Annotated in this window: 15 protein-coding genes; 10 read left to right on the top strand and 5 right to left on the bottom strand. The window is 71.6% G+C overall.

All coding sequences use genetic code 11. The features are described 5' to 3' along the window. The first annotated feature begins 281 nt into the window (after nucleotides 1-281). Both ACZ3II_RS09700 and ACZ3II_RS09695 read left to right on the top strand, forming a co-directional pair. Entirely contained in the window at nucleotides 282-776 is a 495-nt protein-coding gene (locus tag ACZ3II_RS09700) for a hypothetical protein (protein ID WP_465517168.1), read from the top strand. Nucleotides 777-849: 73 nt separating this feature from the next. Then, entirely contained in the window at nucleotides 850-1,455 is a 606-nt protein-coding gene (locus ACZ3II_RS09695; RefSeq protein WP_465517167.1) for a hypothetical protein, read from the top strand. Between the two features lie 7 nt (nucleotides 1,456-1,462). On the opposite strand, the gene ACZ3II_RS09690 is transcribed toward ACZ3II_RS09695, so the two are convergent. Then, a complete protein-coding gene (locus ACZ3II_RS09690) occupies nucleotides 1,463-2,704 on the bottom strand; it encodes a glutamate-5-semialdehyde dehydrogenase (RefSeq protein WP_465517166.1) in 1,242 nt (413 codons plus the stop codon). A 96-nt stretch (nucleotides 2,705-2,800) separates the two neighbouring features. After that, on the bottom strand, nucleotides 2,801-3,913 hold the full coding sequence (gene proB / locus ACZ3II_RS09685; RefSeq protein WP_465517165.1) for a glutamate 5-kinase: 1,113 nt from the start codon (nucleotides 3,911-3,913) through the stop codon (nucleotides 2,801-2,803). A 62-nt stretch (nucleotides 3,914-3,975) separates the two neighbouring features. On the opposite strand from proB, the gene ACZ3II_RS09680 reads away from it, so the two are divergent. Next, nucleotides 3,976-4,287, top strand: coding sequence for an MGMT family protein (locus ACZ3II_RS09680; RefSeq protein WP_465517164.1), 312 nt, complete (start codon nucleotides 3,976-3,978; stop codon nucleotides 4,285-4,287). Between the two features lie 121 nt (nucleotides 4,288-4,408). On the opposite strand, the gene ACZ3II_RS09675 is transcribed toward ACZ3II_RS09680, so the two are convergent. After that, complete coding sequence (locus ACZ3II_RS09675; RefSeq protein ID WP_465517163.1) at nucleotides 4,409-5,125, bottom strand: TetR/AcrR family transcriptional regulator; 717 nt, start codon at nucleotides 5,123-5,125, stop codon at nucleotides 4,409-4,411. Between the two features lie 110 nt (nucleotides 5,126-5,235). On the opposite strand from ACZ3II_RS09675, the gene ACZ3II_RS09670 reads away from it, so the two are divergent. Continuing rightward, entirely contained in the window at nucleotides 5,236-6,159 is a 924-nt protein-coding gene (locus tag ACZ3II_RS09670; RefSeq protein ID WP_465517162.1) for an NAD-dependent epimerase/dehydratase family protein, read from the top strand. A gap of 118 nt (nucleotides 6,160-6,277) precedes the next feature. Here ACZ3II_RS09670 and ACZ3II_RS09665 read toward each other — a convergent pair whose 3' ends face one another. Next, nucleotides 6,278-7,669 (bottom strand): gamma-glutamyltransferase, encoded by a 1,392-nt coding sequence (locus tag ACZ3II_RS09665; protein WP_465517161.1) that lies wholly within the window; start codon nucleotides 7,667-7,669, stop codon nucleotides 6,278-6,280. A gap of 49 nt (nucleotides 7,670-7,718) precedes the next feature. Here ACZ3II_RS09665 and ACZ3II_RS09660 point away from each other — a divergent pair, with 49 nt between their 5' ends. The 6 genes from ACZ3II_RS09660 to ACZ3II_RS09635 all read left to right on the top strand — a co-directional run bounded on the left by ACZ3II_RS09660 (nucleotide 7,719) and on the right by ACZ3II_RS09635 (nucleotide 14,121). Next, nucleotides 7,719-9,056, top strand: a complete 1,338-nt coding sequence (locus ACZ3II_RS09660) for an MFS transporter (RefSeq protein WP_465517160.1) — start codon at nucleotides 7,719-7,721, stop codon at nucleotides 9,054-9,056. A 22-nt stretch (nucleotides 9,057-9,078) separates the two neighbouring features. Then, nucleotides 9,079-10,356 (top strand): hypothetical protein, encoded by a 1,278-nt coding sequence (locus ACZ3II_RS09655; RefSeq protein WP_465517159.1) that lies wholly within the window; start codon nucleotides 9,079-9,081, stop codon nucleotides 10,354-10,356. Between the two features lie 10 nt (nucleotides 10,357-10,366). Beyond that, nucleotides 10,367-11,776: a pyridoxal phosphate-dependent decarboxylase family protein gene (locus tag ACZ3II_RS09650; protein ID WP_465517158.1), complete on the top strand. Its 1,410-nt coding sequence runs from the start codon at nucleotides 10,367-10,369 to the stop codon at nucleotides 11,774-11,776. Between the two features lie 154 nt (nucleotides 11,777-11,930). Beyond that, a complete protein-coding gene (locus ACZ3II_RS09645) occupies nucleotides 11,931-12,203 on the top strand; it encodes a hypothetical protein (protein ID WP_465517157.1) in 273 nt (90 codons plus the stop codon). A 4-nt stretch (nucleotides 12,204-12,207) separates the two neighbouring features. Further along, complete coding sequence (locus ACZ3II_RS09640) at nucleotides 12,208-12,732, top strand: NADH-quinone oxidoreductase subunit B (protein ID WP_465517156.1); 525 nt, start codon at nucleotides 12,208-12,210, stop codon at nucleotides 12,730-12,732. A 156-nt stretch (nucleotides 12,733-12,888) separates the two neighbouring features. Beyond that, nucleotides 12,889-14,121, top strand: a complete 1,233-nt coding sequence (locus ACZ3II_RS09635; RefSeq protein ID WP_465517155.1) for a vanadium-dependent haloperoxidase — start codon at nucleotides 12,889-12,891, stop codon at nucleotides 14,119-14,121. Here the strand turns inward: ACZ3II_RS09635 and hemC are convergent. Beyond that, a complete protein-coding gene (gene hemC, locus ACZ3II_RS09630) occupies nucleotides 14,118-15,035 on the bottom strand; it encodes a hydroxymethylbilane synthase (RefSeq protein WP_465517154.1) in 918 nt (305 codons plus the stop codon). The two genes, ACZ3II_RS09635 and hemC, sit on opposite strands and share 4 nt — an antisense overlap. Between the last annotated feature and the right edge of the window lie 8 nt (nucleotides 15,036-15,043).

The raw sequence follows: 15,043 nt of genomic DNA, 5'->3' as shown, positions 1-15,043 counted from the left end.
ATGGGCGTTGCGATGTCGGTACGCATGTCAAGAGCCACAGCGCGGTCAAAACCGGAAAAGACCGAATGGCTACGGCCCCGTACCCGGCTGATAGGTCACGCACAGTAATAAGGGCTATTGGGTGAAGACGGGCATCCGACGCATAGTTGTGGCAGGCCCGACGAGGGCCGAAGGCGAGACGAAGATCCGCTGGGCGATAACGATGGTCGCTCCAGTCCGGCGGGGAGTCAGTAGCGAAACCGGCGCCTGCGAAGCAGTTTCTACTTCGGAGGAATGCCGTTATGCGTAAGTCTGTCAAGCGCGCCATCGTCGTCGGCACCGCCCTCGCCCTGACCGGTGGCTTCGCCACCGCCGGCTACGCCGCCTGGCGTGCCTACGGCTACGGCGAGACCACCGCCACGGCCACCACCGCCAAGGCCCTGGAGATCTCGGCCACCGCTTCCGGCCTGTTCCCGACCGGCTCGGTGGACGCCACGCTGAGCATCAAGAACCCGAACCCGTACGCGGTTCGCCTCACCCAGATCAACTCCGGCGCCAACGGCTCGAAGGCCCCGAAGAACGTCTCCGGCGGCCTGGGTCGCGGCTGCACCCCGGCCAGCAGCGACGTTCTCTTCGACTTCAGCGGTCTCGACGTCGTCGTCGCGGCCGGCGAGACGAAGTCCGTCAAGGTCGAGGACGGCGTGACCATGGGCAACGGCTCGCACAATGACTGCCAGGGCGCCACCTTCTCCGGCAACTACTCGGTCTACGGCGAGAGCTACGCCGCCAAGAAGTGATGCAGCGCGGATGCCGGGGAAGCTTCCGAGCCTCCCCGGCATCCGCCTCCCGTCGATCGCGAAAGTCGAGAAGATGGCGCACTCCCGAGCCGCGTTCCTGCCCCTGAGTGCCGGTCTGGTGACCGTCGGGCTCCTGTCGGCGCCGTCCGTCGCGCTGGCCGCGTGGTCGGCTGACGAGGCCGGGCCTGCCGAGGCCACGGCCACACGCTTGCCGGACGGCCCGTCGCCCCGGGTCGTCGCACATGGCGCGTCGGTGCGGGTGGACTGGCCGGCCGCGGATCCGGCGGGCCGCCTGCCGGGCATCGGATACCGGGTGACCCGCGTCGACGCGGCCACCGGCCGGACCACTGACCTGGGCGGGAGCTGCGACGGCCGGGTCAACGCCACCCACTGCGCCGACGCCGCCGTGCCGGACGGCCGCTGGGCCTACCGGGTCCGGGTCGTGCTCGGAAACTGGGTGGGCGGCTGGAGCGAACTCAGCGACACCGTGAAGGTCGAGACCCCGCGCCCGGCCAAACCCACCGCGCCGGAGAAGGCTGCCCCGGAAGCAGCCGCGCCGGAGAAGACCGCCCCGGAGAAGACCGAGCCCGAGAAGGCCGAGTCCGCGCCGGAAAAGACGGTCGAACCCACGCCGGCGCCGCAGGAGATCACCCCGGCGCCGGTCGTCAGCGAAACGTAGGCGTACGTCAGCGGGTGTGGCCGTTGCCCGTGACGATGTACTTGGTGGAGGTCAGCTCGGGCAGGCCCATCGGCCCCCGGGCGTGCAGCTTCTGGGTGCTGATGCCGATCTCCGCCCCGAACCCGAACTCGCCGCCGTCGGTGAACCGGGTCGACGCGTTCACCATCACCGCCGCCGCGTCCACACCGGCCACGAAACGCCTGGTCGCGACGATCGACTCGCTGACGATGGCCTCGGTGTGGCCGGTGCCGTACTGCCGGATGTGGTCGAGCGCGTCGTCGAGGGAATCCACCACGGCGACCGCGATGTCAGGGGACAGGTATTCCGTACCCCAGTCCTCCTCGGTGGCGGGAACCACCGCATCGCTGTAACTCGCCACCCGGGCGTCGCCGTGCACGGTGACGCCCGCGTCGATCAGCGAAGGCAGGATCAGCGGCAGGAACGTGTCAGCGATCTCGGCGTGCACCAGCAGCGATTCGGCGGTGTTGCAGGTCGAGAAGCGCTGGGTCTTCGAGTTGACCGTGACGCTGAGGGCCTTCTCCAGATCGGCGGCCGCGTCCACGTACACATGGCAGTTACCGACACCGGTCTCGATCACCGGCACCGTGGACTGCTCCACCACCGTCTTGATCAGCGAGGCGCCGCCGCGCGGGATCAGCACGTCGACCAGGCCGCGGGCCCGCATCAGCTCCTTCACCGAGTCGCGGGTGGTGGCGTCCAGCAGCTGGATCGTGTTGGCCGGCAGGCCCGCGTCGGCGACGGCCTTGCGCAGCACCGACACGATCGCCGCGTTCGACGAGAAGGCCGATCCGGAACCGCGCAGCAGCGCCGCGTTGCCGCTCTTGAGGCAGATGCCGGCGGCGTCGGCGGTCACGTTCGGCCGGCCCTCGTAGATCATGCCGACCACCCCGAACGGCACCCGCACCTGCCGCAGCTCCAGCCCGTTCGGCAGGGTCGAGCCGCGCACCACGTCACCGATCGGGTCGGGCAGGGCGGCGAGCCGGCGCAGGCCGTCGGCCATCGCGGCGACCCGTTCCGGCGTCAGGACCAGCCGGTCGATCATCGCCTCGGAGGTGCCGTTCTCCCGGGCGTTGGCGACGTCGACACCGTTGGCGTGCACGATGTCGTCGGTCCGCTCGACCAGCCGGTCGGCCATCAGCAGCAGCGCCGCGTCCTTCTCGGCACGGGTGGCCCCGGCGAGATCGATGGCGGCGACCCGGGCGGCTGCCGCCTGCTCCAGCACACTCATGACAAACCCTTCAAGATCAAAACCGGCTTGGGGGTACGGCGAAAAACTCCCGCGTGTGGATTTCGGCCGCCCATCGCACCCGAACCCCACACACGTTCAGAGCAGTACCAGGTCGTCACGGTGGACGACCTCTCGTTCATATCCCGGCCCGAGTTCCGCGGCCAACTCGGGTGTGGACCGCCCCAGCAGCGCCGGCAATTCCACCGCGTCGTAGTTGACCAGGCCGCGCGCGACGGGCGTACCCGATCCGGCATCGACCAGATCCACCGGATCGCCGGCGGCGAAGGACCCGTCGACAGCGGTGATGCCGGCCGGCAGCAGCGATTTGCGCCGGGCCACGACCGCCGCGACCGCGCCCTCGTCGAGGTGCAGCCGCCCGCGTGGCGCGGTGGCGTGCGCCAGCCAGAACAGCCGGGCCGCCGGCCGGGTGGGGGAGGCCTCGAAGAGGGTGCCGACGTCCTCGCCGTCGAGTGCGGCGCCGGCCAGCGGGGCGGCGGTGAGCACGACCGGGATGCCGAACCCGGTGGCGATCCGGGCCGCCTCCACCTTGGTGACCATGCCGCCGGTGCCGACCCCGGACTTGCCGACGGTGCCGATCTCCACCCCGCTGAGATCGCCGTCGTCGCGGACCAGCGAGATCTTGCGGGACGCCGGGTCGGCCGGGTTGCCGGTGTAGAGCGCGTCCACGTCGGAGAGCAGCACCAGCAGGTCGGCGTCGGCGAGCGCGGCGACCAGCGCGGCGAGCCGGTCGTTGTCGCCGAACCGGATCTCCTCGGTGGCGACCGTGTCGTTCTCGTTGACGATCGGCAGCGCGCCGAGGTCGAGCAGTTTGCGCAGCGTGCGATAGGCGTTGCGGTAGTGCGCCCGCCGGGTCACGTCGTCCACGGTGAGCAGCACCTGCCCGACGGTCAGCCCGTGCCGCGCGAAGCCGGACGCGTACCGCCCGATCAGCAGACCTTGCCCCACGCTCGCGGCGGCCTGCTGGGTGGCCAGGTCCCGCGGCCGGCGGCGCAACTGGAGCGGCGCGAGCCCGGCGGCGATCGCGCCGCTGGACACCAGAACCACCTCACGCCCGCCGGCTGCCAGCTTGCCCAGCACGTCGACCAGGGCGTCGACCCGTTGCTCGTCGATGCCGCCCGCCGCGGTGGTCAGCGAGGACGACCCCACCTTGACCACGATCCGGCGCGCACCGGTAACCACTTCCCGCACCCGGCCCATTGTGCTCGGCTGGCCGCTGTCGATCGTTGCCAGATCCCATATCGTGGCGGTTGATGACACCGCAGGAGTACGTGGAAGAGGTCCTGACCCTGGTCGAGAGCATCCCCGCGGGCCGGGTGATGTCGTACGGGTCCATCGCCGACGTCCTGGCCGACCGCTCGGGGCGCAATTCCCCGCGCCAGGTCGGCCGGATCATGTCCCTGCACGGCGGCGGCGTCCCCTGGCACCGGGTGTGCAGCGGCGGCGGCCGCCTCCCACCCGGTCACGAGGCCCGCGCCAAGGCCCTGCTGCTGGCCGAGGGCGTCCCCATGCGCGGCGATCGCGTCCTGATGGCCGAGGCCGGCTGGCTCCCGTGCCTCCGATGATCTGCCGCGCGCCTTCCTGCCGCGCGCCTGCCTGCCGCGTGGCTGCCTGCCGCGTGGCTGCCTGCTTCTTCCAGGCGGTCCGGCTGCTGGGCCTCGCCCGTGTCCGCCCGCTGCTCGACTGCTAGATCTTGAGCCCCGCCACGCCCGCCGCGGCCCGTAGCTGATAGTCGAAGAAGCCTTTCCGGTCGTCCTCCACCACGTTGTTGAGCTGGCCGAACAGCTCGAAACTGATCGCACCGCAGATCTGGAAGAACCCCGCGATGGTGTCGGCGATGACCTGTGCCCCCACGTCGGGGAAGAACGGCCCCGCCACCGCGGCGAGCTCCTCCCCGAAACGTCCGGTGAGCGGTGCTCTCTCCACCACCGCACCGGCTCGGTGTGCCTCCACGAGCACCGAGCCGAGCAGCAGCATGATGCGTGCTGCCGGCTCGACGGTGTCCCGGGGCGCGGTGTAGCCCGGCACCGGACTGCCGTAGATCAGCGCCCACTCGTGCCGGTTGGCCAGCGCCCATTCGCGCGCCGCATGCCCGGCCGCCAGCCACTTCTCGAACGGGCTGCCGGCCTGCGCGGCGGCCTGCTCGGCGGCTTCGCCGACAGCGTCGTACGCGTCGATGATCAGTGCCGTGAGCAGCTCGTCCCGGCTGGCGAAGTAGCGGTAGACGGCGGACGAGACCATCCCCAGATCCCGGGCGACGGCCCGTAGCGACAGGTTCGCCCCGTCGGTGGCCAGATGCTGCCGGGCCACCGACTTGATCTCCTCGGTCATCTCGGCCCGCACCCGGGCCCGCACACCGGCCGCGCCTTTCGTCCGGGTGCCTGGGGTTTCGTTCTCGCTCATGCGGCCAGTGTGCCACAAAAGAGAGCACTGCTCTTGCTTTAGCGCAGCCGTCATGTAATCGTTGTTCTCAACAGAGAGCACTGCTCTCAAATGCGAGCAAGGAGAGCGTCATGCATGTCGTCATCGGTTCCGGCCCCATCGGCTCCACCGTCGCTCGCCTGCTGGCCGACCGCGGCGAGCGCGTCCGCATCGTCACGCGCAGCGGCAGTGGCCCGGAGCACCCGCTGATCGAGCGGGCCACCGCCGACGCCGCCGACGCCCGCCGGCTCACCGAGCTGTCCGCCGGCGCCGAGGTCATCTACAACTGCGCCAACCCGAAGTACACCGAGTGGGCCGACAAGTGGTTCCCGATGAACAACGCGATGATCGCCGCCGCGAAGGCGTCCGGCGCGGTCTACGCCATCACCGGCAACCTCTACGGTTACGGCCCGCAGCCGGGCGGCCTGATGACCGAGCACAGCCCGCTCGCCGCGACCGGCCGCAAGGGCCGCATCCGCAACCGGATGTGGCAGGACGCGCTGGACAGCGGCGTCCGCACGATCGAGGCCCGCGGCGCCGACTACCTGGGCGCCGGCGCGGTCGGCGTCTTCTCCGCGGTCCTGCTCCCGGCGATGAAGGCCGGCCGCACCGCCTGGGCTCCCGGCGACCCGGACGCCCCGCACACCTTCACCTACACCGGCGACATGGCCCGCACCCTGGTCGAGCTGGCCCGCGACGAGCGCGCCTGGGGCAAGGCCTGGCACGTCCCGTCCGCCCCGGCGATCTCCATCCGCGACCTGGCCGACCGCTACACCGCCCTGACCGGCCGGCCTCGCCTGACGATCCGCAAGCTGCCCCGCTTCGTCATGCGCACGGCAGGCCTGGCCGTCCCGATGGCCCGCGAGATGGCCGAGATGGACTACCAGTTCTACGCCCCGTTCATCCTCGACGCCTCGCTGACCGAGCGCACTTTCGGCCTGACCGCCACCGGCCTCGACATCCCCCTCCGCGAAACCGCCGCCGACGCGGACGCCATCGCCGCCCGCACGATGTGAGGGCTGCCGTCAGGGTGCGATGTGCGGGCCGGCGATCAGAGGGGGAGGCCGTCGCGGACGCCATCGCCGCCCGCACGATGTGAGGGCTGCCGTCAGGGCACGACGTTCGGGCCGGCGATCAGAGGAGGAGGCCGACGCCGCCGCGGCGGGGGTCGCCGGCGGCGCCGGCGCGGCCCACGGCGGTGACACCGCCGAAGTAATGGTTGATGTCCGGCCACTCGACGATCTGCCAGCCGGCCGCCGCGAGTTGTGCCAGCTCGCCCGGGGGGCAGCCGGCTTCGGCGTGCACCGTGTCCCCGACCACGTGGAATCGGGGCCGTGCGATCGCGTCCGGCACGCTCAGCCCGTCGACCAGTACGCCGAGCAGCGTGTCGACCAGGGCGGTCCGGATCCGGGAGGCGCCCGCCGACCCGGCCGCCACCGCCAGGCCACCGTCCGGGGCGATCACCACGAGCGGGCACATGTACGACGACATCCGCCGCCCCGGCACCAGTTCCTCGGTGAGCAGTTCTCCCTCACCGAGCATCGAGTTGAGGTTGATGCCGAGGCCGGGCAGCCACACTCCGGCGCCGAGCCCGAGCGTCGTGGTGATCACGCAGGCGTTGCCCTCGGCATCGACCACGGAGACGTTGGTGGTGTCGCCGAGCCGTTGTTGACCGCGGTTGATCAGCGCGTTCGCGACGCCGGGCGCGCGGGCCGGCCGGGACAGGTCGGACGGCAGCGCGGCGATCGTGTCGATGGTCCGGTTGAGGTCGTGCCGGGCGTGCACCCGGTGCCCGGCGAACGTCGCGTGCGCCACCCCGACCGACTCGACCCGGTACGAGGAGAGGTCCACCGGCCCGATCGTCCCGCCCGCCGCCCGTACCGTCTCGACCAGCAGTTTCCCGTACTCCCCGGTGTAGAAGATCTCCGGGCCCTCCGCCGCCAGAGCGTCCATCGCGGTCGCCAGCCCCGGCAGGAAGAGCAGTTCGTCGCCCTGCAACAGCCGACCGCCCGGCTGGTAGAGGGCGGCCCCGTCGCCGTACGCCAGCGCCGGCGCGCACGACTCCAGGGTCCGGGCGTGCGCGTCCGGCAGCAGCACCCCGGTCCGGGCCAGGCCGGCGGCCGGTGCCACCACGTCGCGCCACGGCAGTTTGCCCCACCGCCGGTGCACCTCGCCGAGCCCGGCCGGCACTCCCGGCACGGCGACGCTGGCCCCGCCGATCGAGTAGATCTGTGGCAGCCCGCCGAAGAACACGTCGACGGCCACCATCGGGGACGGTTTGCGGTCGCCGTCCAGCCCGGGCACGGCGACGAAGAAGTCCAGGCAGGTGACCTCGCGGGTGGCCGCCTCGAAGTAGGTGGCGAAACCGCCGCCGCCGAGCCCGGTGTAGACGGTCTCGGACACGCAGCAGGCCAGTACGGCGGCGACTGCCGCGTCGGCGGCGGTACCTCCGGACTGCAGAACGCGCAACCCGGTGCGAGCGGTCGCCGGGTGACTGGCGGCGACGCCGGCAGCAACGCTTTTCATAGCGGCGAGCGTAGGCGGAGCGGCCGGATCATGGTTACGATGCGCGTCGATGACGACCGCCGGTCCCTCTCCCGTGGTACCCCCGTCGAGTGTTCTGCCTCGCGGTGTTTTGGCTGGTTATGCCCTCGGTTCTCTGGTCACCGGCGCGTTCGGCACGGTGCCCGGTTTGCTTCTTCTGCCTTATCTGACCGACACGCTCGGTGTAGCCGCCGGCGTGTCCGGTCTCCTCGTGCTCCTGCCGAAGGCCTGGGACGTGCTGGTCAATCCGGTGGCCGGCCGGATCTCCGACCGCACCGGTTCCCGCCGCCCGTTCCTGCTGGTCGCGGGCCTGTTCCTGGGCGTGCTGTTCGCCGCGATCTTCGCCGCGCCGTTCTCCGGCGGGGCGGCCTCCGGCGCGTACGTCGCACTCGCCTTTCTCGCCGCCGCCACCGCGTTCGCCTTCTTCCAGGTGCCGTACGTCGCGATGCCCGCCGAACTGACCGACGGCTACGCCGAGCGCACCCGCCTGATGACCTGGCGCGTCGCGGTCCTGGCCCTGGCCATCCTGGTGTCCGGCGCGCTCGCCCCGCTGGTGGTCGAGACGACCGGCGGCGGCCGCGAGGGCCACCGGTGGTCCGGGTTGTTCGTCGGCGCACTGATCGTTGTCGGCACGCTTGCCACCTTCTTCGGTACGCGTAAAGCACGGTCCCGCACAGCCGGCGAGTCCGAGCCGTCCCTGCGGGCGCAACTGCGCGTGGCGGCCGGCAACGCCCCGTTCCGCGCCCTGCTGATCTGCTGGGTCGTCCAGGCCGCCGGCATCGGCACCATGCTGGCCGGCGTCAAGTACTTCGCCGATCACGTGCTGGAGCAGAAGTCCGGCGCCACCTTCCTGTTCGCCGCGTTCGTCGGCCCGGCCCTGCTCGTCATGCCGCTGTGGACCGCTGTCGGCAGACGGCACGGCAAGCTCCGCTCTCTCGTCGCCGCCTCCCTGCTGTTCGCCGTGGGCGCGCTGCTCCTGCTCACCGCCCGGGCGCTGCCGCCGGTGGCGGTCTACCTGATCGTCGCCGTGGTCGGCGCCGGTTACGCCGGCCAGCAGGTCTTCGCGCTGGCGATGCTGCCGGACTGCATCGCGTACGATACCGAGCGCACCGGCCGCCGCCAGGCCGGCGTCTTCACCGGCCTGTGGACCGCCGGCGAGACCCTCGGCCTGGCCCTCGGCCCCGGCATCTACGCCCTGCTGCTGCAGATCTTCGGGTACGCCTCGTCGGCCACCGGCGAGTCGGCGGCGCAGAGCGGCACGGCCCGCCTCGGGGTGCTGCTCGGGTTCACCGTGGTCCCGGCGATCCTCGTCGGCACGGCGATCCTGGTGCTCCGGGGCTACCGGGACACCCGGCAGACCGCATCTTGACGACAGTGGTCAATATTGCCGGGTGAGTCCTCAATCGTCTGGTCTACGGGTGCTCGCCGTGCTGGCCGCCGGCGCCGTCCTGCTCTCCTCCTGCGCCCGCACCACGCGCGGCGGCGGCCCGAGCCCGAGCGCGGAGCCGCGAAAGGGACTCGGTGCCGTGCCGGCGACGGAACTCGGATTCGTCCAGCACCCCGGCGCCGTCGAGTGGGCTTCCGCGAGCGACTGGATCCCGCCTGCTGACGGCCTGCTGACGCTGCTTCCGGTCGGCGACTGCGCCCTGGGACTCGGCACCTACCAGAACGGTTACCGGGCGGTCACCGTCAACTGGACCGGGCCGGCCACGTGCGACCGCCTCGACCTGGATCCGGCGCCGGACGGGACCACCCGCGGCGGCGACGGGCCGCCCGAAGCCACGAACGGCTGGCCGGGCGGCGGTATCGGGGCGGACGTGGCGGTGCTGGAGCGCACCGGCGCCGTCCTGGCCGCGAACAGCTCCGGCCTCACCCGGCACCGGCCCGGCGGGCAGGCCGAGCAACTGGCCCGGGGCGACTTCTCCGAGCCCGGCTTCGAGGGGCAGGGCACCCGCAGCTCGATCCGGCACCTGGCCGTGACCGGCCGCGGCGCCGTGGCGCTCGACGCCGGGCGGAGCAATCCAGGCCGTACCGCGCCGGTCCTTCTGATCTCGCGTGACGGCGGCCGGACGCTGCGCCCGGTGAACCTGCCCGAGCCGCCGGCCGGAACGGAAGCGCAGCCGGTGATCGGGGTGCTCGCGGCGTCCGGCGAGACGATCGTCGCCATCGGCTCGGGTCCGCGCCGGGCGGCCACCTGGCGTTCCACCGACAGCGGCCGCACCTGGCAGGTGTCAGCGGTGGCGGATCTGCCGCAGCATCTGTTCCTGACCCGGGTGGTCCGGGCCGGCGAGCGGTGGCTGGCCTTCGGCGGCGTCGACCACGAGACCGGGGAGCAGGACGACACGGTCGTGCTGAGCAGCACGGACGGGCTGCACTGGAAGCGGGGCGTCACCACCGGGATGGGTGTGGGCCGGGTTCAGGACGTGACGGTCACGCCCGGCGGCACTGTCGTCGCCGTCGCCTCGATCGACGACGCGAGCCGGCCCGCCGCCGACCAGCGCCCCGAGTACTGCGGCGTGGTGTGGATCGGTGACGGCGGCAAGCCGTGGAAACGGGGCGAACTCGGATGCGGTGACTCGCCACCACAGGCGGTGACCACCCTCCGCGACGGGCGGGTGCTGATCGCCGGGAACCGGGACCTGTGGCTACGGACCGCCGCCGCCGGTTAGCGTCTCCGGCATGATCGATGCGCTGCCCGAGAACGGTGTTCCCGCCGAGCAGATCCTGGCCGAGCTGCGGCAGTTGCGCGGCGCCGATCTGCCCACTCACGGGGGCCGCCTCTTCGCCTACGTCTACGACCCCGCCCTGGACGGCCTGGACGATCTGGCCCGGGCCGCCCACGCCACGTCCGCGCACGTCAACGGTCTGGACCCGACCGCGTTCCCGTCATTGCTGGCGATGGAGAACGCGCTGGTCGGCGCCGCTGCCAAGCTGCTCGGCGGGAACGAGCGTACGGTCGGCAGCGTCACGAGCGGCGGCACCGAGTCCCTGATCCTGGCCGTCAAAGCGGCCCGCGACGCCCACCCCGAGATCCGCGAGCCTCGCCTGGTCATCCCGTCCACCGCCCATGCGGCGTTCGCGAAGGCGGCTCATTTCCTGCGGGTGCGCCTCGACGTCGTACCCGTGAAGGATTTGCGGGCCGACCCGCAAGCGATGGCCGCGGCGATCACCCCGGACACCGTCCTCCTCGCGGCCTCCGCCCCGAGTTACGCCCACGGCGTCGTCGACCCGATCCCGGAGATCGCCGCGATCGCCGCCGCCCGCGGCGTCCGGTGCCACGTCGACGCCTGCTTCGGCGGCTGGATCCTGCCCTACCTGCGCCGCCTCGGCGCCACCCTGCCCGATTTCGATCTCTCCGTGCCGGGCGTCACCAGCATCTCGGCCGACCTGCACAAGTACGCCTACGCGCCGAAGGGCGTCTCGCTCCTGCTGCACGCGTCCGAGGAGCTGCGCCGCCCGCAGTACTTCGCCTACGCCGACTGGCCCGGCTACACCATGATCAACCCGGTGATCTCGTCCACCCGCTCGGGCGGCCCGATCGCCGCCGCCGTCGCCACGCTCCGCAGCATCGGCGACACCGGTTACCTGGACCTGGCCCGCAAGACCCGCGACGCGGTCACGGTTCTCGCCTCCGCGGTGTCCGAAACTGATGGCGTACGCCTCTTCGCCTCCACCGAGACCAGCGTCGTCTGCCTGGCCTCCGACGGCGTCGACCTCTTCGTCCTCGCCGACGAGCTGGCCGCCCGAGGCTGGCACACCCAACCCCAGATGACGTATGCCGACCTCCCGCCGACCATCCACCTGACAGTCACCGCCGCGGTCCACGAGACCGCCGCCCAGTTCGCCCCCGACCTGGCCGCCGCGGTGGCCGCCGCGAAGGCCCGCGGCCCGATCGAAATACCCCCGCTCCCACCCCTGACCCCCGAGATGATCACCCCCGACCTGATCGCCTCCCTGGCCGGCGACCTGGGCCTGGCCGGCGGCGACTTCACCCAGATGGCCATCGTCAACACCATCCTGAACGCCGCCCCACCCGCCCTCCGCGAGGCCCTGCTGACCGGTTTCCTGAGCTACCTCCAGCGTCCCTGACGCCGCGCCGGATGCCTGTAATCGGACAAGTGCTCTTCCCTGCTCCCCACCTGACCGATACCAGCCAGCAAGTGCTGGCCGGCATCGAGGAGATGCGGCGGAAGCTGCTGAGAACCGCGAGGAGACCCTCGCCTACCAGCGGATGATGACCTACGTGCAGTCGTTGGCCGAGCGGACGATCTCCGCCCTGCATGATGTCGCTGTTGTCGGCCGGATCCGGAGGAGCCGTTATGAGCAGGCCGAAGGCCTGACCCCGCGGCAGGCCCAGGTGGATCTGCGGGATCTGGTCGCGGCGGGACTGCTGGAGCCGGTCGGGCGGACGCGGGCGCGTTACCGCACCGAGGGACCGCGGTCTCCGGAGCGGGTGCTGGAGGTGGTGCGGACGCCGATGACGCTGAGCCAGCCGTACCCCGATGCGTTAGGTTGACCGGATGGCCGGTCTGCCAGGAGTGCTCGGGGAACCCATCCGGTTCGTGCTGAACTGGGGGCGTCGCTACTCCCTGTGGGTGTTCAATTTCGGGCTGGCGTGCTGTGCGATCGAGTTCATCGCGTCCAGCATGGCCCGGCATGACTTCATGCGGCTCGGGGTGATCCCGTTCGCGCACGGGCCGCGCCAGGCGGACCTGATGGTCGTCTCGGGCACGGTCACCGACAAGATGGCGCCGGCGATCAAGCGGCTCTACGACCAGATGCCCGAGCCGAAATACGTGATCTCGTTCGGGTCGTGTTCCAACTGCGGCGGCCCCTACTGGGATTCCTATTCGGTCACCAAGGGCGTCGACCAGATCATTCCGGTGGATGTCTACGTGCCCGGTTGCCCGCCCCGGCCGGAGGCGCTGCTGCACGGCATCCTGCGCCTGCAGGAGAAGATCGCCGCCGAGCAGTCCGGCCCCGGCGGCGTGCACCGCCCGGACCCGCTGGCCCTGACCGCACCCTTGGTGAAGCCGCCGCGGTAAAGGGAACAGCCTGCCTCATCAATCCATGGGCATGAATGCAAAAGGCGGAAGTCCGTCATTGCGTTGCGTCCCGCCACACCCCGCTTGAAGGCTGATGCCGTTCGTGCGAGAAGCCGACCGGGGGTTCACATGGCTCGTATCCGCAGGATTCTCAGCGTGGCCCTGGCGGCCGCGCTCACCCTGACCGTCCCGTCGGTGCTGACGCCGGCGGCGGCCCAGGCCGGTGGGGCGCGAAGTCCCAACGCCGTCGTCACCTGGCACATCCACGCCCAGACCGCCATCTTCGACACCGCCAGGCAGTCGCCGAACGCTGCCGCCCGCAGCTTCGCGATGGTGCAGGGCGCCGTCTACGACGCGGTCAACGCGATCTCCGGCACCCCGTACCGGCCCTATCTGGTCGCACCGAAGGCGAAACGGACCGATTCGGTTCCGGCGGCGGTGGCGGCCGCTGCTCACCACGTACTCCTGCAACTGTTTCCCGCGCAAGCCGACGCTCTCCGTGCGCGGTACGCCGAAGAACTCGCCAAGATCCCCGACGGTCGCGCGAAGCGCGGTGGCATCGCCGTCGGTGAGGCGACCGCCGCCGCCATGATCGCCGACCGCCGGGACGACGGCGCGTTCGACGCCGGCGTGACCTGGCCGGTCGGCACCGCGCCGGGCGAGTACCGGCTGACGCCGCCGAACTACGTGCAGAGTGGCGCCTGGTACGCGTTCCTCGAACCGTTCGTCATCCGCGACCCGAGCCGGTACACCGTCCCCGGCCCGCCCGCCCTGACCAGCGCCGAGTACGCCCGGCAACTCAACGAGGTGCAGACGCTCGGCTCGGCGGGCAGCACGGTCCGCACGCCGCAGCAGACCGAGGCGGCGATCTGGTGGGACGACTTCGACATGGTGGAGTGGGATTTCCGGCGGGTGCTGGCCACGAACCAGCGGCTGAGCAATCTGCGGACGGCTCGTCTGTTCGCACAGACCGACATGGCCACCGTCGACGCGCTGATCTCGTGCTACCAGCAGAAACGCCGGTGGAGCCTGTGGCGGCCGGTGACCGCGATCCCGCTGGCCGACACCGACGGCAACCCGGCGACCGTCGCCGACCCGGCCTGGCAGCCGTTGCGGGTGACCGCCCCGTCGGCGGAGTGGCCGTCCGGTCACGCCTGCTTCACCTCGGCGACGATGGTCAGTTTCCGGACCTTCTTCGGCCGGGACGACCTGCCGTTCCACGCCTACAGCCCGGACTCCGGCACGACCCGCTACTTCACCAGCTTCACGACGGCGCAGCGTGAGGTGCAGCTGGCCCGGATCTGGGCGGGCGTGCACTACCGCGGGGCGACCGTGCTGGGCGACCGGCTGGGCACGGCGGTGGCCGGCGAGGTGCTCCGCAAGTTCTAACCGAGGATCTCCCGGGCGCCCTGACGGAGCAGGGACGCCGCCACCGACGTACCGAGGACGACGGGATCGGACGCCCACTCGTGGGCGTCCAGGACCGTCTTGCCGTCCAGGCTGATCACCCGGGCGCGCAGGCTGACCCGCCCGTCCGGTTCGGTGCGCGCGAAACCGCCGATCGGCGAGCTGCAACTGCCCTGCAGGATGTGCAGCATGGTGCGCTCGGCCTCGGTCTCCCGCGCGGTCGTCGGGTCGCCGAGCGCGGCCGCGATCTCCAGCAGCGGCTCGTCGTCCTGCCGGCACTGCAGCACCAGCGTGCCCGACCCGACCGCGGGCACGAAGGTGTCCACCTCGATCGGATGGGTGATCCGCTCCGGCAGGCCGATCCGGTGCAGGCCGGACACGGCGAGGAGCAGCACGTCGTACTCCCCGGCGTCGAGCTTCGCCAGCCGGGAATTGGCATTCCCGCGGATCGGCACGGCGGTCAGGTGCGGGTGGTGCAGGGCGAGTTGCGCGATCCGGCGTACGGCGGACGTGCCCACCTTCGTCCCCGCCGGCAGGTCCTCGATCCGCCGCCCCGCCGGGTCCACCAGGCAGTCGCGCACGTCGTCGCGTGCCAGGTAGGCGGCGAACACCGTCCCGGCCGGCGCCGGCCGGTCGCCGGGCACGTCCTTGACGCAGTGCACGGCCAGGTCGGCCCGGCCGTCCAGCAGCGCCTGGTCGACCTCTTTGGTGAACGCGCCCTTGCCGCCGAGGTCGGACAGCGCGCCCTGCCAGCGGTCGCCGCTGGTGGACAGCGGCACCACCTCGACGGTGATCTCGGGCCGCCGCTCGGCGAGCATCCGGCGGACCCGTTCGACCTGGGCCAGGGCCATGGGTGAGGAGCGGGTGCCGATACGCACCAAGCGTGAAGCGGACATAGCGGAAA

The sequence above is a fragment of the Actinoplanes sp. NPDC019969 genome (assembly GCF_055562375.1).
Note: the sequence above shows the minus strand (reverse complement) of the source record. Positions and strands in the feature narration are given on the sequence as shown.